At 71.0% G+C, this 20696-nt stretch carries 12 protein-coding genes; 5 read left to right on the forward strand and 7 right to left on the reverse strand.

Features of this window, described 5'->3' with window-relative positions; genetic code table 11:
* The first annotated feature begins 103 nt into the window (after positions 1–103).
* Complete coding sequence (locus ACSRUE_RS30050) at positions 104–1963, forward strand: acyl-CoA dehydrogenase (protein WP_437767672.1); 1860 nt, start codon at positions 104–106, stop codon at positions 1961–1963.
* A 48-nt stretch (positions 1964–2011) separates the two neighbouring features.
* On the opposite strand, the gene ACSRUE_RS30055 is transcribed toward ACSRUE_RS30050, so the two are convergent.
* A complete protein-coding gene (locus tag ACSRUE_RS30055) occupies positions 2012–2497 on the reverse strand; it encodes a hypothetical protein (protein WP_441286569.1) in 486 nt (161 codons plus the stop codon).
* A 288-nt stretch (positions 2498–2785) separates the two neighbouring features.
* On the opposite strand from ACSRUE_RS30055, the gene ACSRUE_RS30060 reads away from it, so the two are divergent.
* A complete protein-coding gene (locus ACSRUE_RS30060) occupies positions 2786–4327 on the forward strand; it encodes a PGRS family protein (RefSeq protein ID WP_441286570.1) in 1542 nt (513 codons plus the stop codon).
* Positions 4328–4363: 36 nt separating this feature from the next.
* Here the strand turns inward: ACSRUE_RS30060 and ACSRUE_RS30065 are convergent, their stop codons facing one another.
* On the reverse strand, positions 4364–5149 hold the full coding sequence (locus tag ACSRUE_RS30065) for a hypothetical protein (protein ID WP_441286571.1): 786 nt from the start codon (positions 5147–5149) through the stop codon (positions 4364–4366).
* Between the two features lie 182 nt (positions 5150–5331).
* On the opposite strand from ACSRUE_RS30065, the gene ACSRUE_RS30070 reads away from it, so the two are divergent.
* Positions 5332–6564 (forward strand): di-heme oxidoredictase family protein, encoded by a 1233-nt coding sequence (locus ACSRUE_RS30070; RefSeq protein ID WP_441286572.1) that lies wholly within the window; start codon positions 5332–5334, stop codon positions 6562–6564.
* An 81-nt stretch (positions 6565–6645) separates the two neighbouring features.
* Positions 6646–7710, forward strand: a complete 1065-nt coding sequence (locus ACSRUE_RS30075) for an EfeM/EfeO family lipoprotein (protein ID WP_441286573.1) — start codon at positions 6646–6648, stop codon at positions 7708–7710.
* A 61-nt stretch (positions 7711–7771) separates the two neighbouring features.
* On the opposite strand, the gene ACSRUE_RS30080 is transcribed toward ACSRUE_RS30075, so the two are convergent.
* The 5 genes from ACSRUE_RS30080 to ACSRUE_RS30100 all read right to left on the reverse strand — a co-directional run bounded on the left by ACSRUE_RS30080 (position 7772) and on the right by ACSRUE_RS30100 (position 16268).
* Complete coding sequence (locus ACSRUE_RS30080; protein WP_437767678.1) at positions 7772–8545, reverse strand: PP2C family protein-serine/threonine phosphatase; 774 nt, start codon at positions 8543–8545, stop codon at positions 7772–7774.
* 139 nt (positions 8546–8684) lie between these two features.
* Complete coding sequence (locus ACSRUE_RS30085; RefSeq protein ID WP_441286574.1) at positions 8685–10190, reverse strand: hypothetical protein; 1506 nt, start codon at positions 10188–10190, stop codon at positions 8685–8687.
* Between the two features lie 251 nt (positions 10191–10441).
* Positions 10442–12280, reverse strand: coding sequence for an OmpA family protein (locus tag ACSRUE_RS30090; protein WP_441286575.1), 1839 nt, complete (start codon positions 12278–12280; stop codon positions 10442–10444).
* Positions 12281–12367: 87 nt separating this feature from the next.
* Positions 12368–15772 carry a Kelch repeat-containing protein gene (locus tag ACSRUE_RS30095; RefSeq protein WP_441286576.1) on the reverse strand — a complete coding sequence of 1135 codons (3405 nt, stop codon included), beginning with the start codon at positions 15770–15772 and terminating at the stop codon, positions 12368–12370.
* 367 nt (positions 15773–16139) lie between these two features.
* Positions 16140–16268, reverse strand: a complete 129-nt coding sequence (locus ACSRUE_RS30100) for a hypothetical protein (RefSeq protein ID WP_441286577.1) — start codon at positions 16266–16268, stop codon at positions 16140–16142.
* A gap of 555 nt (positions 16269–16823) precedes the next feature.
* Between ACSRUE_RS30100 and ACSRUE_RS30105 the strand changes: the two genes are divergently transcribed.
* On the forward strand, positions 16824–20603 hold the full coding sequence (locus ACSRUE_RS30105; RefSeq protein ID WP_441286578.1) for a thrombospondin type 3 repeat-containing protein: 3780 nt from the start codon (positions 16824–16826) through the stop codon (positions 20601–20603).
* The last annotated feature ends 93 nt before the right edge of the window (positions 20604–20696 follow it).

Genomic DNA, 20696 nt, shown 5'->3' on the forward strand with positions numbered 1-20696 from the left:
GCGACATGCTAGGCGAATGCAGAACTGTGCCGCAGCTGCGCGGAAGACCGGGAAGGGAACCGGCTGCCAGCGCCTCCCTGCCGCGGCAACGAGGAGGTCTCCCATGTCGAACGCTCAAACCCACCAGAACCGCTACAAGGCCGACCTCCGCGAGATCCGCTTCCTCCTCTTCGAGCAATTCCGGCTGGACGAGCTGCTCGGCAGCGCGCCCTACGACGCGTGGGGGCGCGACGAGGTCGGGATGGTCGTCGACGAGGCGTACAAGTTCGCGTGCGATGTCTTCGGCCCGCTCAACGCGGTCGGCGATCGGGTCGGCTGTCGCATCGAGGGGGGGCAGGTCAAGACCCCGCCGGGGTTCAAGGACGCGTGGGACAAGCTGTATGAGGCCGGGTGGAAGTCGGTCTCGGTCTCGCCCACCTACGACGGTCAGGGCGGTCCCTTCACGCTCTACACGGTGGTGGAGGAGTTCCTCTGCGGCGCGAACGCGGCGCTCAACATGTACCCAGGGCTGACGTACGGCGCGGCCGAGGTGATCGAGCACTTCGGGACGCCGAGGCAGCGCGACCTCTTCCTGAAGCGGATGTACGGCGGGCAGTGGAGCGGGACGATGTGCCTGACCGAGCCCCAGGCCGGGTCGGACGTCGGCTCGTCGCGGACGAGCGCGGTGAAGCAGAAGGACGGCAAGTACCTCATCCGCGGCACGAAGATCTTCATCTCCGGCGGCGACCAGGACCTCACCGAGAACGTGGTGCACCTCGTGCTCGCCCGCGTCGAGGGCGCGCCCCCCGGCACGAAGGGGCTCAGCCTCTTCGTCGTGCCCAAGGTCCGGGTGAACGACGACGGCTCGCTCGGCGGGCCGAACGACGTCGTCGTCGGCAACATCGAGCACAAGATGGGCATCAACGGGTCGTCGACGTGCGTGCTCAACTTCGGCGAGAGCGACGCCTGCCTCGGGGAGCTCGTCGGCACCGTCGAGCACCAGGGCATGCCGCAGATGTTCCGGATGATGAACGGCGCGCGCATCTCCGTGGGCCTGCAGGGCGTGTCGGTCGCGTCCTCGGCGTACCTGAACGCGCTCGAGTACGCGAAGGATCGCAAGCAGGGCTCGTCGATCCTCCAGTGGAAGGACGCGACCGCGCCGCGCGTGCCGGTCATCGATCACCCGGACGTGCGGCGGATGCTGCTCGACATGAAGAGCCGCGTGGAGGGCATCCGCGCGCTCATCATCAAGCTCGCGCGCCACCAGGACGCGGTCGCCGTCTACCAGGGCAAGGACGACCGCGCGGCCGCCTACAACCAGGGCCAGGTCGACCTGCTCGTGCCGCTCGTGAAGGCCTACTCGTCCGACCAGGCGTTCCGCGTCTGCGAGACGGCGATCCAGACCTTCGGGGGCGCCGGGTACACGAAGGACTACCCGGTCGAGCAGTACTGCCGCGACGCGAAGGTCTTCTCGATCTACGAGGGCACGAACCACATCCAGGCGATGGACCTCGTCGGGCGGAAGCTCGGCCAGGGCGGCGGGGTCAACCTGCAGGCCTTCCTGAACGACGTGGCCGAGTTCGTGAAGGCCAACGAGAAGCACCCCGTCCTCGCCGCGAGCATCAAGGAGCTCCGCGAGGCGCACGAGGCCGTCGCCGGCACCGCGATGCGGCTGCTCTCGTGGTTCCAGCTGGGCAAGATGCCGATGGTGCCGCTCGCGGCGAACCGCTTCCTCGAGATGATGAGCGAGCTCGCGATCGGCTGGCTCCTGCTCGACGGCGCGGTCATCGCGCTCAAGGCGATGGAGGGCCTGCCGGCCGGCGACGCCGGCGCGAAGGACCGCGCCTTCTACGAGGGCAAGAAGCACGCTGCCCTCTACTTCGCGGCCAACGTGCTGCCGCACGCGAAGTTCTCCGCCGAGATCCTCGGGCGCGAGGACTCGTCCGCGCTCGACATCCCGGCCGACGCCTTCGCGACCGTCTGACCTCCCTCCCCGCGCCGGCCCCGCCTCCGGGCGGGGCGCGGCGCGGGCTCACGCGGGGACCGTGAGCCGCTCGGCCAGGTCCCGGACGGGCACGGGCATCGTCGGGTCGCGCGAGACGGCCATGATCTCGGCGCGGAGCGCGCGGACCTCCGTCAACCGGAGCCACGAGAGCGCGAGCCGCGTCATGCTCGGCAGGCCTCTCGCGAGCACCACGCGGACGACGTCGGCCGCGGGGAACGAGAAGGCCACCTCCTCGGGGGGCAGGCCCGCGGCCGTCGCCGCCGCCTCGATGCTCGCGTCGAAGTCGTCCCGCTTCGTTTCCAGCACCTCGAAGAAGGCCCGCTCGCGCTCGGGCGCGATGGCCTGAGCCGCCCCACCGCCTTCGGGCGCGAAGACCCAGGCGCCCGAGCCGTCCAGCCCCACCCGGGCGCCGGACTCCAGCGTGACGAGCGGCAGGAAGCGACCGCCTTCGATCGGCTCACCGCCGCCGGCCTCGATCCGCTCGCGCACGAGGTCCCTCAGCTCCGCGCTCATGGGCCGATGTTCGCACGGAATACCCGGCGATGGGCAACTGGGGGTGGGGCCAACTGAGCCGACACGCCCCGCGCCGGCAGGCGCGGGGCGGCCGCGCGCTCACGCGCGCCGTGGCCTCGTCTCCTCCCCACCCGGGTGATCCCTCCCCCACCCGGGCGACGCCCGCGCCCGCGCCCGCGCCCGCCAACGAGCGCGCGCGTGACGGGGCAGGCGCGGCGATCGCGCCGGGCGGCACGCGCAGGTCGCTTTGCTTGGAAAACGCGCAGGGCTGACCGGAATAGGAATAGTATGAGGATTCGATTCAAGGTTGATGCATGGGTAGTGGGGTTCATTCCGGTCGCGATGGCGTTGAGCGGCTGCGTCGAGCAGCCGGATAACATCATCGGGATCGGGAACCCCGAAGACGAGCTGTCCGACGAGGCCTGCACTCCGAGCAAGCACGAGACGGTCCCCTCGAAGTGCGGGGTGTGGGTCTCGAGCACCCTGGGGGACGACAGCAACGCGGGGATCCAGAGGGCGCCCCTGAGGACGATCTCGGAGGCGTTCCAGGTCTCCCCGGACAAGGGAAGGCGCATCTATATCTGCGCCCAGACGTTCGACGAGGCGGTGATCGTGCCGGGGGGACACCGGCTCTTCGGCGGGCTCGACTGCGACGACCGCTGGCGCTGGATAGGCGACAAGAAGAAGACCACGCTCACCGCTCCCGAAGGCGAGACGCCGCTCTCGTTCGATAACGGCGAAGGCGCGGCGGTGATCGAGGATTTCCACGTGATCGCGCGCTCCATCCCGGTGACCCACACCGAGCTCGCAGGCAGATCCGCGATCGCCGCGAACAGCTCGGGGGTCCCTGTCCATTTCACGCGGTGCATCCTCGAGGCGGGCGACGGGGCGCCGGGGGCGAACGGCGGGGCGTTCGTGGACGGCGCTGCCGGGAAAGGGATGATCGGCAACTTCGGCAACGCCGCGTGCTCGGCCACGACGGTCTCCGGCGGGCTCCCCGTGAACAACACCTGCGGTACGCCCGACGATCGGTCGGACGACTCGCGCGGCGGCACGGGAGGGACGGGGGGCCTGGAGTCCGGGGGGGATGGAAGCAGCGGGGTTCCGGGCGATGTGATGAACGGCGGCAAGGGCGAGACCAGCACCCAGCGCTGCACCGCGGGACAGGCGGGCGCGGACGGGGTGGACGGGAGTCCGGGCGCCGGCGCGACGGGCTTCGGCGATCTGTTCCTGGATGGGTATACGGGCCCGCTCGCCGGCGACGGGACGCCGGGCAGGCGGGGCCAGGGCGGCGGAGGAGGCGGCGGCGCGAAGGGCGGCACCGGCGCGCAGATGTGTCCTTTCGAGGCCTCTGCGGCCGGCGCCGGCGGAGGCGCCGGGGGCGCGGGCGGGTGCGGCGGGCTCGGCGGCCGCGGCGGAGGCGCCGGCGGGGTGAGCATCGCCCTCTTCGTGGGGAGCGCGTCTATCACCTTGAACGACGTGGTCCTGAAGACGGGCCGCGGCGGCAATGGCGGTGCTGGGGGCGAGGGCCAGCCGGGCGGCGAGGGCGGCGAGCACGGGGCAGCCGGGACCCGAGGCGACGCCGACGGGCTGAACGCCGCCTGCCCTGGCGGTCGCGGTGGCCGGGGCGGCCAGGGCGGCCGGGGCGGCGGCGGGCTCGGCGGCCACTCGATCGCCATCGCGTACGCGGGCATCGAGCCTTCGCTCACGAACACGACCATCGAGCTGGGTGAGGCCGGGATCGGAGGGCGCGGGGCCAGCCGGACCTACGACGGAGCCGACGGCGTGGCGGCAGAGATCTACGATATCGAGCAGCGTTTCCGGCAGTAGCGCGGCGTGAGGTCCGCGCCGCGACAGCGCCCGGCTCTACGCCGGCGCCGCCGGCGCGGGCCAACTCCGATCCTCCTGCATGCAGCGGAGCTGCGTCACGCGCCGTCCCTCGGCGGTGGTCACCACGATCTCCCGAACGGGCGTGTCGCGCCGCGCGCGTCGGCTCAGCTTCTCGACCACCAGGAAGCCCTCCCGCGCGCCCGCGAGGTGGAGGAACTCGTCGAACAGCGCGATGTGCGCGTGCGCGCCCTCGTCGGCCGTCGCGATGCGCCGCTGGGTGGTGACGCCGATCGCCAGCGCGCCGCCCCGGGCCCGCACGACCATCGCAGGATCGAGCCCACGCTGGCTCTCATCAGGCACCGTCCAGATGTCCGCGACCCCCGCCTCGGTGAGGCGCCGCTTCATGTAGTAGAAGGAAGATTCGAGCGTGTTGTTCCGGTACGGGATCGCCTTCGACTCGATCGGATCGACGTGATTCCGCCAGAACGCGATCAGCGCGCGCGCCCAGCGCCCGCCGTCGAGCCGGCGATCCTGGAACGGCCAGTCCTCCGCCATCGCCTGCGCGCACACGCCGCGCAGCGCATGCTCGTCGATCCCGCGCGTCGCCAGGCAGGGCGCGCAGTGCATGTAGGCCGTTCCTCTATCGAGGAGCGCGCCGCACATCGAGCAGATGTCGTTGCCGTAGCCGGGGCCCATGTACCGGAGCCAGCCGGCGCTGAGCTCCTTGTGAGCCGCGCGGCGCTCCTCGTTCCGCTCGAGCTCCCGCAGTCCGTCCCGGAGGGCCTTCGAGGCCGCGCGCCGCTCGTCATCTCGCTGCTTCATCCGCTGTCCTCCAGCGTGAGCCCGTCCGCGCCGGCTCGGGCAGTGTAACGCCCGAGCCTCCGCCACGCTTCGCAAGGCGGTGGGATCCGCCCATGCGCGATCCTGCACACCAGCTCGGCCAGCGTGCCGCCGCGGGTTATTGACGCTGACTTTCATTTACGGCTACGGTCCCGGTCGACGAGATGTCACGATTTGCCCCGTTTCTTGCGCTCCCGCTGGTCTTCAATGTGGGCTGCGGCTCGGAGTCCGCTCCGGACGATCCTCTGGCTGGCATCACGCTGATCGGCGACGACCTCACCGACGTGCCGCTGCGCGACGCTTCTGCGGAGCAGGTAGCGCGGTTCAAGGACGGCGACGCGCTCTTCGATTTCGTCTTTCGCGAGCGCGATGGCCTCGGGCCGCTCTACATCCGCGCGGCGTGCGCCGGCTGTCACGACGGCGCCGCGCGCGGCCCGGGCGCGGTCCAGAAGATGGCGCTCGTCGAGGACGACGGCGTGACGCCGGCGGCGGATCAGGGGGGGCTCCCCTACGGACACACGTTGCGGCCCTACGCCGTCGGGGGGGCGACGACGCTCTCGCAGCCCGAGATCGAGGCGACGATCAAGGTCTCGAAGCGCCTCGGCCCGCCGGTGTTCGGGCGCGGCTACATGGAGGCGGTCGACGACGCCGAGATCGTGCGGGTCGCGACCGAGCAGGCCGCGCGCGGCGACGCCATCCGCGGGCGCATCAACCGCGTGGTGTTCCACTCGAAGAAGAGCGGGGACGCGTCGTTCAACGCCTTCGTCGAGGGCGACGAGAACCTCATCGGCCGCTTCGGGTTCAAGGCGCGCGTCGCCACGCTCGACGACTTCACGGCCGACGCCTACCAGGGCGACATGGGCATCACCTCGCCGCTCCGGCCGGACGAGCTGCCGAACCCCGACGGGCTCACGGACGACGCCAAGCCGGGCGAGGACGTGGACCTCGACACGGTGAACGCCGTCGCCGACTACATGCGCTTGCTCGAGATCCCGAGGCGCGCGCCCGCGGACGCGCGCGGCCAGGCGCTCTTCGCCGAGGCCGACTGCGCCGCCTGCCATGTCCCCTCGCTGAGGACGCGCGCCGACTACCCGATCGCGCAGCTCGCGGACATCGACGCTCTGGTCTACACGGATTTCCTCCTGCACGACCTCGGCCCTGATCTCGCCGACGGGCTGGCCGACGAGTCGGCCAGCTCCGTCGCCTGGCGGACGGCGCCGCTCATCGGCGTGCGTCACAGCACCTCGTACCTCCACGACGGCCGCGCCAGGACCATCGAGCAGGCCATCTTGCTCCACGACGGCCCCGGCTCGGAGGCCGCCGCTTCGGTCGCCGCGTTCCGCGCGCTCTCCTACGAGGATCGCGGGGCGCTCATCGACTTCGTGCGCTCGCTCTGATCGACGTCCACCGAGGCGCACACGCACCAGTCCACATCGCGCGCTCGCCCCACGCGAGCGGTGACAAGGAGCTCGAAGATCATGCATATCCCCGCCCGCTTGCGGTCCGGTCTGGCCATCGCCGCCGCCGCCGCCCTCTCGCTTCCTGCGTGCGGAAGCGACAACGAGGCGCTGCTCACCGACGCGGAGCACGAGCGGCATGCCGTGTCCGACGTGAAGGCCTTCATCCAGGGCAACATCGACCAGTTCGCCGCCGCCACGGCCGCGCTCCAGGCGGCCGCGCCCGCGCCGGACGCCGACGGATGGAGCGCGACGAGCGACAAGGAGGCCGTCGATGCCATGAAGGCCGAGTGGAAGAAGGCGCGGCACGCCTACGAGAGCATCGAAGGAGCCATCGCGGTCGTCTTCCCGGATCTCGACTACTCGACGGATGCCCGCTACGACGCGTTCATCGAGGTCGAGGCCGACGACAACCTCTTCGACGGTGAGGGGGTGACCGGCGTGCACGCCATCGAGCGCATCCTCTGGGCCGACGCGATCCCGGAGCCCGTCCTCGCCTTCGAGTCTGAGCTCGACAACTACAGCGAGGCTGCCTTCCCTGCCACCGAGGCCGAGGCCGCGTCGTTCAAGGACGAGCTCTGCGCGCGCCTCGCGGCCGACGCGGCGAAGATGCAATCGGATTTCGGCTCGCTCGCGCTCGACGCGCCGTCCGCCTACCGCGGGGTCATCGCCTCGATCGCCGAGCAGGTGGAGAAGACGAGCAAGGCGGCGACCGGAGAGGAGGAGTCGCGCTACGCCCAGTACACGCTCGCCGACATGCGCGCGAACGTCGCGGCCGGCGTGGCGACCTACAAGGCCTTCCAGCCGTGGATCCTGACCAAGGGCGCCGAAGGCGCGGAGGTCGACACGGCGGTGCGCGACGGCTTCGAGCGGCTGTCGAGCGCGTACGACGCGATCGCGGGCGACGCGCTGCCGCCGCTTCCGGAGGGGTGGAGCGAGGCGGAGCCGACCGACGAGCAGCTCGCGACGCCGTTCGGGGAGCTGTTCTCGCTCGTGGAGCACGAGAGCGACGACGCGACCCCGGGCACGCTCGCCAGCGACATGACGAGGTCCGCCGATCTGCTCCGGATCAAGACGCTCCCGTAGAGCGGGGCGCATCGAAGCAGCGCCCCGCTCTAACGCGGCGCGCGCGGCGCGCTCGGCCGCATCAGCCGCCGGCGTTCCACCGCACGAGCACGCACGTGACGTTGTCGGGGCCGCCGTGCTGGTTGGCGCGGTCGATGAGGGACCGCGCCGTCGCGGCGAGGTCGCTCTCCTGCGCGAGCAGCTCGGCGATCTCCAGCTCGGAGACCGGGCCCGAGAGCCCGTCCGAGCAGATCAGCAGGAGATCTCCGGCCTCGGGCCGCTCGACGCGCGTGGCCACGTCGACCGTCTTCCCCATCCCGAGCGCGCGCGTCACGACGTTGCGGGCGAGCAGCGGATCCACATCGTCAGGCAGCTGCTCGCCGGTGTTCAGGTGCTCGTTCCAGAGCGAGTGATCCTCGGTGAGCCGCTCGAGCCGGCGCTTTCGGTAGCGGTAGACCCGGCTGTCGCCGACGTGCGCGATGCACGCCGAGCTCCCGTCGACGTAGACGCCCGCGAACGTCGTCCCCATGCCGTAGCAGAGCGGGTCGCGCTGCCCGACCTCGAAGATGCGCTCGTTGGCGCGCCAGATGGACGAGACCAGGCGCAGCTCGAGGGGCGTCACCTCCTCGTCGTACCCCGTCGGCTGGGTGATCTCGCCCTCGCCGTCCTTGCAGCACGAGCGCACGATGTCGACCGCCATCCGTGACGCGACCTCCCCACCGGCGGCGCCGCCGATGCCGTCCGCGACGACGAAGAGGCCGAGATCCAGATCGACCGCGAAGCTGTCCTCGTTGTGCTCGCGCTGGTGGCCAACGTGGCTGTCACCGGCGGCTTCGATGTGGAGCGGGGGGTTCACAGAGCTTCCTCGTCGGCGGGAGGCGTGTCGTGCCGGGAGCATCCAGCGGCGGGACGCCTCGCGCAAGTCAGGAAGGAGCTCAATTCGAGTGAAGAGCGCCGGCCTGCTCGGGTTACGCACGTGACGCGCGTGACGCGCGTCACGTGCGCAGCGCGGCGGTCGCTGGCGACTGGAGAGGCGGATGGGCGCCGTGCGGCTCGCTGCGCTGCCCGGCAGGGGGCGGGACGCTGGCCGTGAGGGCCTCGAAGCGGCCGCTCTTCCAGGTCACGAGGCCCCCCGAGAGGCGCGCGGCGCTGCCCGCCACCGGCTCGGACCTCAGCCAGACCAGGGGGCGCGCGGCGAAGATCGGCTTGGTGCAGGCCACGTCCTCGAAGGCGGCGGACCACGAGCCGGTGTTGCCGAAGAACAGCCCGCCCTCCCAGGTGCCCTCGGGCGTGTGCGTGTGGCCGAAGACGACCGCTCTGGCGCGATGGGCGCGGGCGACGTGGCGCGCGGCGCGACTGACGCGCTGCCACGTCGCGTCGAGCGGGAGCTTCGGCACGAGGCGCTCGTAGACGATGAGCGCCGCCGGCGCGACGAGCGCCGCCGGCGCGAGCCAGAGCGGAGCGAGCAGCAGCCACACGAGCGCCACCGCGACCGCGAGCAGCGCCAGCGCGGCCCGGTCGAGCCACAGCTCGCGCGCGACGAGCCCCAGCCGATCCTCGGCCGGGGGCGCGAACAGGCGGGCGTGACGGGCGACGGCGCGGAGCGGGGCGCCCGTCTCCTGCGCCGCGGCGGCGAGGCACTCGCGCAGGCGAGCGCGCCGCTCCGGCTCGCGCCGGCGCACGAGCTCGAGGAGTGTGCGGAGCGCGCCGAGCGCCCACGCCCCCGCGAGCGAGCGGCTGGAGAACATGTAGTAACGCGCCCAGTGCGCGAAGTACCCGAACGCGGACAGCATGAACGAGGCGTCCACGTGCGGGTTGAAGTAGCCCATCCGCGACACGAGCAGCCGGCACACGAGCGAGCCCATGGTGGGCTGGATCTCGCCCGGGTTACGCCCGAACGGGACCATCGGATAGCGGTAGCTGCAATACGCGTCGTACTGGTTGCCGTGCTCCACGATGATGCCGTCGGGCGTCTTGTGGAACCACGCGCGAAACACGACGCGCGCGCCCAGCGTCGCGCGCGCGTGCGGGGCGCTGGAGGGTGGCGCGTCGCTCTGCGCGGCGAGCGCCGCATCGACGACGCGGGCCCGGACCAGGTCGCGCACCTCGGGCAACGTGAGCTGGACGTCGTGGTTGCCGGAGATGAACACGACGGTGTGCCCGTCCGCGACGACGCGACCGAGCGCCTCGATGAACACAGGGTGGTCCGCGAGGATCGCCTCTATCGCCGGGACCGCGTGCTCCGCGCTGCGGGGGAGATCGTGAAAGACGCTCTGCTGGTCGATCACGCGCGGCGCATCGAAGTCGAACACATCGCCGTTGAGCACGAGCGTGAGCTCATCGCGCCCCGCGCCGCGCGCCGTGCCCTGCCTCATCTCGTCCCGGAGCGCGTCCAGCATCGCCGCGACCTCGCTGTCGGGGGAGTAAGGAGCCTGACGGTAGCGCATCCACAGGCCGTCACCCGGCTCGAGCTCGCAAAGATGGATATCTGAGATCGCCACCGTATGGAGCATTCGATAAGGTGACACACGCGCCCGTCCACGGCCGTCAGGGAACGGTCACGGCCGGGGGTCGGGTGATGGCGGAGGCGCATGCGGGCGCGGCGCAGCGTGACGTGCCGCGGCGCTGCGATCGCCCCGGACTGCGAGGTATTGACGTCTGCGCGTCTGGGCGGCTGTCGGGATTTGTGGTGTCTTGGGCGTTGTGTCGCTCGTGGTCGTGGTCGTTGCACCACGCCGCCGCCGCTTGCTCGCTAGGGCTTTCCCTTGCGCTTGACGATCACGAACTGCACGCGGCGGTTCTTCTGGCGCCCTGTCTTGACGCGGTTGTCCCCGAGCGGCTGCTCGAAGCCGTAGCCCTTGGCGACGAGCTTCTCCCGGGGCACCCCGGCGGACACGAGCCACGAGAGGACCGCGTCCGCGCGCTGCTGCGACAGGCGGAGGTTGTACTCCTCGGTCCCGTTGTCGTCGGTGTGGCCTTGCACCTCGACGAGCTCGATGTCCGGGTTCTGCTGGATGGCGTCGCGCACCTCGTACAGGATCTCGTCGGAGATGGGATCGACCGTCTCGGCGCGCGACTTGCCGTAGACGACGAACTGCACCGGCTTGGACGTCCTGATCTCGTCGGCGTTGACGCGAACGAACCTGGGGCAGCCGTTCTGTCGTGGATCAGGGTCGGAGGGCCCCCGCTCGTTCGGGCAGGCGTCCGCGGCGCCGCGTACGCCGTCTCCATCCGGATCGTCCGGGCAGCCGTTCTGCTTCGGGTCCCGGTTCGCCGGCCCCTTGACGCTGGGGCAGGCGTCCGAGGCGTCGGCGATGCCGTCGCCGTCCGCGTCGCCAGGGCAGCCGACCTTCTTCGGGTCGTCGCTCGCCCCGCCGCGCACGCTGGGGCAGGCGTCGATGCCGTCGTGGAAGCCGTCGTCGTCCGAGTCCTCGGGGCAGCCGTTCTCCGTGGCGTCGGCGCTGCGGGCGCCCGGGGTGTTCGGGCACGCGTCGTCGATGTCGAGCACCGTGTCCCCGTCGCGATCCGCCGGAGGGCAGCCGTCCTTCGCGCGATCGGGCGAAGGATCGCCCTTCACGTCGGGGCACGCGTCGATGTCGTCGTTGATGCCGTCGTCGTCCCTGTCGCCCGCGACGGCGCCGGCCTGAGCGCGCTCACGGGCCGGCTTCGGGAGCGGCGTCCAGCCGACCATGCCGACCGCGCGGACCGGCGGTGTGCCGATGGCGTTCGTGAGGCCCGGGCCGACCGCGGCGCCGAACGTGAGGCCGTCGAGGACGCGCAGCTTGGCGCCGAGGAGCAGCTCGGCGTTGACGCTGGCCCCGTCGCGCTGCACGGGCGTGCTCGAGAGCAGGAGCTCGTCGCCGAGCGGCGCGCCGCCGTACGCCTCGGCGCCGAGCTGGAGGAGATCGTCGGCGATCAGGAGCCCCGCGGCGCCGCCGAACGTGAACAGCTGCGGCCGGTTGGGGCCGCCCCCGAGCTCGACGCCGCCGCTCGCGCTCCACAGGAAGCCGAGCGACGAGCCCGCCGAGCCGACGCGCCCGCCGAGGCTCGCGTGGACGGCGCCGCGGGCCTCCGCGTCGCCGGTGTACTGCGCCGGCGAGCCGGTGGGCGCGAACAGGTAGCCGCCGATCCCGAGCTGGAACGGGCCTGCGTCTTCCCCGAGCACGCGGAAGCGCGCGCCGAAGCGGAGGTCGCCGAGCTCGGGCGCCGTCAGCTCGGTGAACACGACGCCGGGGATGCCTGGATCGTCGCCCCCTTGCGCGACGGCGAGGGGTGCGTCGATCGAGAGCAGCAGGCGATCCCACAGCGCGAGCGATGCGTCGAGGCGAAGGAACGCCTGCGAGGAGACGAGGTCGACGGGGTTGTCGCCGCTGGAATGGATGGGGCGGTGAGCGAAATCGAGCCCCACGTAGGCGCGCGGCGCGAGGTGGCCGGGGGCGGCCGGAGAGGGCACGCTGAAGAAGGCGTCGCCGGCGGGCGCGGGCTCGAACCGGTCGAGGGAGAAGCCGCCGGTGGATTGACCGCGCGAGGCGCCGGCGAGCGTCATGAGGACGGCTGTGGACGCGACCGCTGCGACGGAGGAAGACCTCATCGGCCGGGCACGATAGCGGGGGGGTGAGGTGGGGGGCAACATGCCGTCGAGCGCGCTGGGCAACAACGTCAGGCGCGAAGCACGGCGTCAGACACGGAGCGCAGGCCGGCGGCGGCGGAGGATGGCGCCGCCGAGGGCGACGAGGAGGAGCGTCCAGCGGCCTTGATCGTCCGCCCAGGCGCCTGCCGCGCGGCAGGAGCAGCTCGGGGCGCTCGCGATCGGGAGCTCGTCGACGCGGATGCACTCGCCGGCGAGGTTGCAGACATGCGGTGCCACGCAGTCGTCGAGCGTCCTGCAGGAGGTCCTGCAGGCGCTGCCGTCGCAGCGGTATGGCGTGCAGTCGGTGTCGGCGCCGGCGGGGACCCGCACGGTGTGGTCGCCGTCGCAGAGCGGGGCGTCCAGGGGAACGCATGCGCCCGCTGCGCAGATGAAGTCGGCGATGCAGTCGGCGTCGGAGGTGCAGCGGTCCATGCACGACGTGCTGTTGGCGCAGCGGTACCCGCCACTCTCTCCGCCGCAGCGCTCTTCCGCCGGGTCGTAGCTGCCCTTCCCGTTGCACAGGAAGTGCGTCAGGATGGCGGGGCCGACCGCGCAATCGCCGCCAGGGCAGCCGCACTCCGGATCCTTGAAGCGCGTATCCTGCTTCGGGAACGAGCAGGTCCTGTCGTCCTTGCCCGTGCAGACGCCGGCACAGTCGCCGTCGCCGTTGCCGCCGTCACGGCACGTCGGATGACCCGGCAGGGGCTGCTCCGGCGCATCAGGGGAACCGAGCGGGGAGCATTTGCCGTTGCGGTTCAGGAGGGTGCACGCCTCGCATGCCCCCTCGCACGGGCCGTCGCAGCAAACACCGTCGGCGCAGTGCCCCGGTTCGGTGCCGCCCGACAGACCGAGGCACTGCGCGTCGTCGGTGCAAGGAGCGCCAAGCGGATACTTCTGCCGGCACACCCCCGATCCCGGCGGTCTGCTCGGAGCGCCCTCCGTACCGCCAGCGCCAGCATCGCCACCCACGCCGCCGGCGCCCGCAGCGCCGCCAGCTCCGTTCACGCCCCCTGCCCCGGCGCCCGCAGCGCCGCCGGCTCCGCCCGCGCCTCCAGCGCCGCCGGTCCCCCTACCGCCAGCGCCAGCATCGCCGCCCACGCCGCCGGCGCCCGCAGCGCCGCCGGTCCCGCTCACGCCCCCTGCCCCGGCGCCCCCGGCGCCGCCCCCGCCTCCAGTGCCCTCGCCGGTGCTGTAGTCACACCACCCGGTGGAATCGCACGGCAGGTCCGGGGTGCAGTAATCTCTGCAGCGATTACCGATGCAGGTGCCCGGTGCGCAGTCTCTTGTCAATGCGTTCGAGACGGCATGGCCCATGCCGTCGCATTCGTTGTGCACCTCGATGCCGTGACCCACGACATTCGTCTTGCAGTGGATGAGCAAGGGCTTGCCCGCCTTCGCGGGACCGCAGGTTCCGCTGGGGCTATGATCCTGCTTTCCCTCCTGCGTACACGAATCGCACTCTGCGTCGCAGGCTTGATCGCAGCAGACGCCTTCGGCGCAGAACCCGGAGCGGCACTCCTCCGGCAGAGCGCATGAATCACCCGGGCCTTTGAGCAGGATCTCCGCCTTGGCGCCCTCTGTCCCGCTGCCGCCGCCGGCGACGAGCACGCCCCTTCCCGAGGTGATGGAGTCGCCGCCGTTGACCAGGACAGCGACGTGCCGCGCGCGGCTCACCCCCATGGGCGTGGCCAGCGACGAGAAGGTCCTGCGCTGGCTGACGTAGAGCTCGGCGCTGCTGGTCAGCGCCGCGGCGGCGCTCGCGCCGCCCGCGATCAGCACGTCGCCGGAGGGCAGCAGCGTCGCGCTGTGATGCACGCGCTCGGTGCTCATCGAGGGGAGCGCCCGCTGCTCCGTGGCGCCGCTCGTGAACAGCTCGGCGGTGCTCAGATAAGCGTTGCCGCTCGTCGCGTTGACGCCGCCGGCGAGCAGCACGACGGACGGCGTGACCACGGGATCCGCCCCCGGGTTGAGCAGGGTCGCCGTGTGGAACGCGCGATCGCTCCGCATGTTGAACGGCACCGCGGCCGTGCTCCCTGTCCCGCCCGGCGCTGGCGTGTAGATCTCCATGAACTGCGCCGCCAGCGAGGAGCTCACGAGGCCGCCCGTGATCAGGACCGTGCCGTTGTTGAGCAGCACGGACGCGTGCCCCCGACGCGGGCGCTGCATGGTGCCGGGCGCGCTGAGCGAGCCCGTGGAGGGGTCGTAGAGCACGAACGAGTTCAGCGGCGTGGCCCCGAGGGTCGGCGCGCCGCCGGCGATGAGTACGCGGCCGTCGTCGAGCAGCGTCGCCGTGTGATCGAACCGGGCCGTTGACAGGGAGGGGCCGCTCGTGAAGGTGCCCGCCGTGGGCACGTAGAGCTCGGTCGAGGTCTCCGCGACGGCGGCCGAGGTGATGTTGAAGCGAGGCGCGCCGCTTCCGATCATCAGCACGCGGCCGTCGTCGAGCAGCGTCGCCGTGTGACCGCCTCGCCGCGCGGCCATGTCGCCGGTCCGCGCGAACACGCGGCGTAACGGCTCATAGAGCTCGGCGGACCGGAGCGGCGCGTTCGCGTCGTCGAAGCCGCCCGCGACGAGCACCTCGCTCCCCGGGTCGCTCGGGTCGAGGAGCGTGGCCGTAGGCCGCGCGCGTGCCTCGCTCATGTCGCCCGTCTGCTGCCAGTACGGGTCGACCACCGCGGGGTAGCGCACGCCCGCGCCACCCCAGGAGACCTTCACCGTGCACGCAGGCGCGCCCGGCGGGGTGACGGGACGCCGCCACGGCGCGCGCGGGCTCTCGTCGACGGCACAGCCCTCGACCGACAGGTTCGCCGCGACGCGCGCGCCCCCCGCATCCAGCACGTAGGGCGGCGCGATCCGCAGGCGCGGCACGCCCGCGGTATCGAGGAACTCGAGCGTCCGCGCGACGAGGCGGAGCCCCGCAGCCCCCGTGACGTCGACGCGGTAGCGGAGCTCCTCCATCGCCGGGGCGCGCTCGTAAAAAGCGAGATCCTCGATGCCGTGGCGATCGACGCGGTGGAGCAAATCCCCCCCCGAAGGCGCGGCGCCGGCGCGGATCGCGATGCCGTCGGCCACGGCGACGAGCGCGTCCGAGGCGCCCTCGAGAGAGAAGGCGAGCCGCAGGCCGGAGCCGTCGTCGGTGATGCGCGTGGGCGCGCTTGCGCGCGCCGCGAGCTCGACGGTCGTGGTGCGCTGGCCGGCGCTCGGGGCCGGGAGCACCGGACGGAGGTCGCCGCCGGGCGTGACATCGAAGCGTCGCGCCGGGTCGGGCCGCCCGACGAAGACCGCGTCGAACGCGGGCACACGCGCGCCGATCGCCTTGACCCGGACGGCTGCTGCCTCGGAGTACAGGGGCGCCGCGACGATCGGAGCGGCGGGCGGATCGATGGGGGTCGAAGGATCGCTCGAGCACGCAGCGAGGAAGAAGACCGCCGGCATGGCGGTGAGGGGCCGCATCGATCGCCGCGGCGTGGCGGCTCGTGGGAGCTTGGGTCTGGGCACGTGCCGGGTCCTTGTGTCAGGGGTCGATCCGTGCGCAACGCGGAGACCGCCGGATGCGCGCGGCCACGATACCAGAGAACGTCGTTGCGCCTGCAACCTGGGCGAAACATCGGGTCCGCGAGCGCCAAGCGCCTGGGTGGGACATGAGCCCACATGAGCTTTGACGCGTCGCCGCTGCGTGCGCCACTCGAAGCGAGCGCTGCCCCGGCGTGTTTGCTTGTCAGGTGCGAGACGAGGGGTGTACGAAGATAGGAGTACCCTGCTCGGGAGCGTGTTCAATGCGGCGAGGTGGCCTTCTTCTGCTTGTTACTGCGACGGCGATTCAAGCGGCGTGCAGCTCGGATGACGGCGGCGGCGGAGGCGGCACCGGGACGTCGAGCGCCACGACGTCGAGCACCACGACGTCGAGCGGCGGCTCGGGAGGCGCCGGGGCGGCCGGCGAAGGGGGCATGGGCGGCGACGGAGGCGCGGGCGGTCAGGGAGGCGCAGGCGCAGGCGCCGGCACCGCATCGGGCGGCGGGGGCGCCGGCGGTGATGGAGGAACGGGCGGGGCCACCACCAGTGCCACATCGGGCAGTGGAGGCTCGGGGGGCAGCGAGCCCACGTACGGCTATTGCTTACCGGGGTGCAGCGTGCCCGCTGACTGCTGTCAACCGGGTGAGGCGAACTGCCCGAGCATTTACTACACCTGCGATGTTGCCCGCGGGGTTTGTGGGCCGGCGCAATGCACGATGCCAAGCGATTGCGTGGCGCTTGGTCTTCCGGAGCGCAGCCGGTGCGTATCGGTCGAGGGGGTGAATAAATGCGTGCTTCCGTGCACACCGGCAACCGAAGCCGCGGATTGCCCCGGAGATTCTAAATGCATCGGCGTTGACGACAGGGCGGCCAATTATTGCAGGGTCGCCGAATGCACCGAGGACGAGGACTGCTCCGGCTTCGGGAATCATTGCATCAATTCGTCATGTCGTTGCACGGGTGCCGCGGGGGAATGCTCTCAGGGGGACGTATGCGCGAAGTAGCCGAAAGCCCCGGCGCGCTGAAGCGGCGCATGCGTCGAATATATTTTCTGCTGTTCTTGATGCTGCCTATGTGCCTGCTCTTGCCGAAGCAGGCGTGGGCACAGTCATGCAGTAGTGATGGCGGAGACTGTGACTTTGACGGTGTTCGCAACGGTCGCGACAATTGCCGAAACAAGTACAATCCAGATCAAGAGGATAGAGACGGCGATCTCATAGGCGATGCTTGCGATCCTGACAACGACAACGATGGGGTGAACGACGTAGACACGAACGGTGGCCCGCTCGACAATTGCCCCTTCGTGCAAAATGGCCCGCTGGCTCCAACGCCGGCCGATACCTCGGATGACCAACTGGACAGCGACGCCGATGGCATCGGCGATGCCTGCGACAACTGTCCGCACACCCGGAGCGCGGACCAGAGGGACTTCGATCGTGATGGCGACGGCGACATCTGCGACGACGACGCCGACGGCGATGGCGTCGAGGACGACGTCGACGGCAACGGCGTCATCGACGAGGGTGACGACAACTGCTGGCTCCTGGCCAACGCTGACCAGCACGACCTCGACGGCGACTTGCGAGGCGACGCCTGCGACGACGACGCCGACGGCGATGGCGTCGAGGACGACGTCAACGACAACGGCGTCATCGACGAGGGCGACGACAACTGCTGGCTCCTGGCCAACGCTGACCAGCACGACCTCGACGGCGACTTGCGAGGCGACGCCTGCGACGACGACGCCGACGGCGATGGCGTCGAGGACGACGTCAACGGCAACGGCGTCATCGACGCGGGCGACGACAATTGCTGGCTCTTGGCCAACGCCGACCAGCACGACCTGGACGGTGACCTGCAAGGCGACGCCTGCGACGACGACGCCGACGGCGATGGCGTCGAGGACGACGTTGACGGCAACGGCGTCATCGACGAGGGCGACGACAACTGCTGGCTTCTGGCCAACGCTGACCAGCACGACCTGGACGGTGATCTGCAAGGCGACGCCTGCGACGACGACGCCGACGGCGACGGCGCTATCGACGACCGCAACGGCAACGGGGTCATCGACGCGGGCGACGACAACTGCTGGCTCCTGGCCAACGCCGACCAGCACGACCTCGACGGCGACCTGCAAGGCGACGCCTGCGACGCCGACGCCGACGGCGACGGCGTGACCGACGACGTCAACGGCAACGGGGTCATCGACGCGGGCGACGACAACTGCTGGCTCCTGGCCAACGCCGACCAGCACGACCTCGACGGCGACCTGCAAGGCGACGCCTGCGACGCCGACGCCGACGGCGACGGCGTGATCGACGACGTCAACGGCAACGGGGTCATCGACGCGGGCGACGACAACTGCTGGCTCCTGGCCAACGCCGACCAGGCCGACTTCGACCACGACCGGCAGGGCGACGCCTGCGACCCCGACGACGACAACGATGGCGCCATCGACGACGTCAACGGCAACGGGGTCATCGACGCGGGCGACGACAACTGCTGGTTCCTGGCGAACACCGACCAGGCCGACTTCGACCACGACCTGCAAGGCGACGCCTGCGACGACGACGACGACAACGACGGCGCCGTCGACGACGTGAACGGCAACGGCGTCATCGACGCGGGCGACGACAACTGCTGGTTCCTGGCGAACGCCGATCAAGCCGACTTCGACGGCGACCTGCGAGGCGATGCCTGCGACCCCGACGACGACAACGATGGCGCCGTCGACGATCGCAATGGCAACGGGGTCATCGACGCGGGCGACGACAACTGCTGGTTCCTGGCGAACGCCGACCAGGCCGACTTCGACGGCGACCTGCGAGGCGACGCCTGCGACGACGACGACGACAACGACGGCGCCGTCGACGACGTGAACGGCAACGGCGTCATCGACGCGGGCGACGACAACTGCTGGTTCCTGGCGAACGCCGATCAAGCCGACTTCGACGGCGACCTGCGAGGCGATGCCTGCGACCCCGACGACGACAACGACGGCGTGAACGACGTGGACGGGGCAGGCGCGGCACTCGACAACTGCCACTTCGTGCCCAATGGGCCGCTGAACCCGAGCTCCCCGCCGTTTGACAACCAGCTCGACACCGATCGCGATCGCCAAGGAAACGCCTGCGACCCCGATGACGACAACGATGGCGTGAACGACGTGGACGAGGCCGGCGATCCGCTCGACAACTGCCCCCTTCGGTTCAATCCCCTGCAAGGCGATACCGACGGCGACGGGGTCGGAGACGAGTGCGATCGCGACGCGGACAACGACGGCATCGACAACCAGCTGGAGATCTTCTGGACCACGAGCCCGTTCAACGCCGATCACGACGGGGATACGATCCCCGATACGATCGAGGTGTGCCCCAATGGCGTGACCTGCACGGCATGGGACGACGATACGGGCGGCGCGCCTGACGGGATCATCGACGGGCTCCTCATCTGCATCGACGGCGCCGCTGGATTGCGTTGTTACATCGCTGTTGCGGTGGACACCGACGACGACCGCCTGCCCGACAGCCTGAAGGTGTGCGCGGAGGACGATACGCCGTGCTTCCGGCCGAGCGTCGACACGAACCTCGACGGCGTCCCTGACGCCGTCGCAGTGTGCGGAGCGAACGAGTGCCATGAGCTCACGCCGGACGACACGACGCCGGACGCGTTGACCTCGTGCTCGGGTGCCTGCTACTTCAGCACACCGGTCGACTCGGACAACGATGGTGAGTACGACGCGCGGGATACGGACAGCGACGATGATCACATCGACGATGTCGATGAGGCCGGGGACCCGAGCGCGACGCCGTTCCCGGCAGACACGGACCGGTTCGAGTCGACCCGGGACAATATCCCCGACTACCGCGACAAGGATTCAGACAACGATTCGATCCCGGATGGCAGCATCGATATGACGACCGGGGGCGTGGTGCTCGACAACTGTCGTACGACGCCCAACGTGGATCAGGAAGACATCGACGAGAACGGCATCGGGGACGCGTGCGACGCAGGCGACATCGACCTGGATGGCGTCGAGAACCGCAGCGACAACTGCCTTCGCATCCCCAACCCCCTGCAGGAGAACAACGATGGCGACAGCGCTGGGGACGCCTGCGACGAGGATGACGACAACGACGGGGTGAACGACGTCGACGCGAGCGGCGATCCGCTCGATAACTGCCCCTTCGCGCCGAACGGGCCAGCTCTGCCCGCGCCGCCGGCGCCGCGGGACAACCAGACCGACACCGATCATGACGGCCAAGGCGACGCCTGCGATACGGATGACGACGGCGATGGGATAGACGACGCGGACGCGAACGGCGATCCGCTCGACAACTGCCGTCTCGTGCAGAACCGCGAGCAGGAGAACGCAGACGGGGATGCTCGAGGCGACGCCTGTGACAACTGCCCTGATGATCCGAACGACGATCAGGCGGACAGCGATGAGAACGGGGTCGGAGACGCCTGCGACTCGACGGCCGCGGAGGGCGGCGGCGCAGGCGGTGGCGGCGGCGCAGGCGGCGCAGGCGGCGATGGCGGATCCGCCGGCGGCCCGGTGGACGCGAGCGGCGGCGGCGGCGCGGCGGGCGGCGATGAAGGCGGCGGTGACGCGTCCGTGCCGAAGTTCGAAGGCGGCTGCGATTGCAGGATGAGCAACGGGTCGAGCTCGCGCGCCGGCTGGGGGCTCGGGCTCGGGCTCGTGCTGCTCCTGCGGCGCCGTCACAAGCCGCGCGTGGGGCCGGCGAGCCGGGCCCCACGCGCGGCCTGAGCGGATCCACGGACCTCCCAAGAATCAGCGGGGCTTGGCACCGGCGTTCCCGCCGGTGCAGCCGCGCCGCGACGCGCCGGCGTCGAGCGGCGC

Source organism: Sorangium sp. KYC3313, assembly GCF_052075895.1.
Taxonomy (GTDB): domain Bacteria; phylum Myxococcota_A; class Polyangia; order Polyangiales; family Polyangiaceae; genus Sorangium; species Sorangium cellulosum_B.

Coding starts and splice junctions, on each gene's coding strand:
- ACSRUE_RS30065 (WP_441286571.1), bottom strand. CDS start 5,149: ATGAAGCAGCGAGATGACGAGCGGCGCGCGGCCTCGAAGGCCCTCCGG.
- ACSRUE_RS30060 (WP_441286570.1), top strand. CDS start 2,786: ATGAGGATTCGATTCAAGGTTGATGCATGGGTAGTGGGGTTCATTCCG.
- ACSRUE_RS30105 (WP_441286578.1), top strand. CDS start 16,824: ATGCGCGAAGTAGCCGAAAGCCCCGGCGCGCTGAAGCGGCGCATGCGT.
- ACSRUE_RS30070 (WP_441286572.1), top strand. CDS start 5,332: ATGTCACGATTTGCCCCGTTTCTTGCGCTCCCGCTGGTCTTCAATGTG.
- ACSRUE_RS30090 (WP_441286575.1), bottom strand. CDS start 12,280: ATGAGGTCTTCCTCCGTCGCAGCGGTCGCGTCCACAGCCGTCCTCATG.
- ACSRUE_RS30055 (WP_441286569.1), bottom strand. CDS start 2,497: ATGAGCGCGGAGCTGAGGGACCTCGTGCGCGAGCGGATCGAGGCCGGC.
- ACSRUE_RS30075 (WP_441286573.1), top strand. CDS start 6,646: ATGCATATCCCCGCCCGCTTGCGGTCCGGTCTGGCCATCGCCGCCGCC.
- ACSRUE_RS30100 (WP_441286577.1), bottom strand. CDS start 16,268: ATGCCCCCTTCGCCGGCCGCCCCGGCGCCTCCCGAGCCGCCGCTCGAC.
- ACSRUE_RS30095 (WP_441286576.1), bottom strand. CDS start 15,772: ATGCGGCCCCTCACCGCCATGCCGGCGGTCTTCTTCCTCGCTGCGTGC.
- ACSRUE_RS30050 (WP_437767672.1), top strand. CDS start 104: ATGTCGAACGCTCAAACCCACCAGAACCGCTACAAGGCCGACCTCCGC.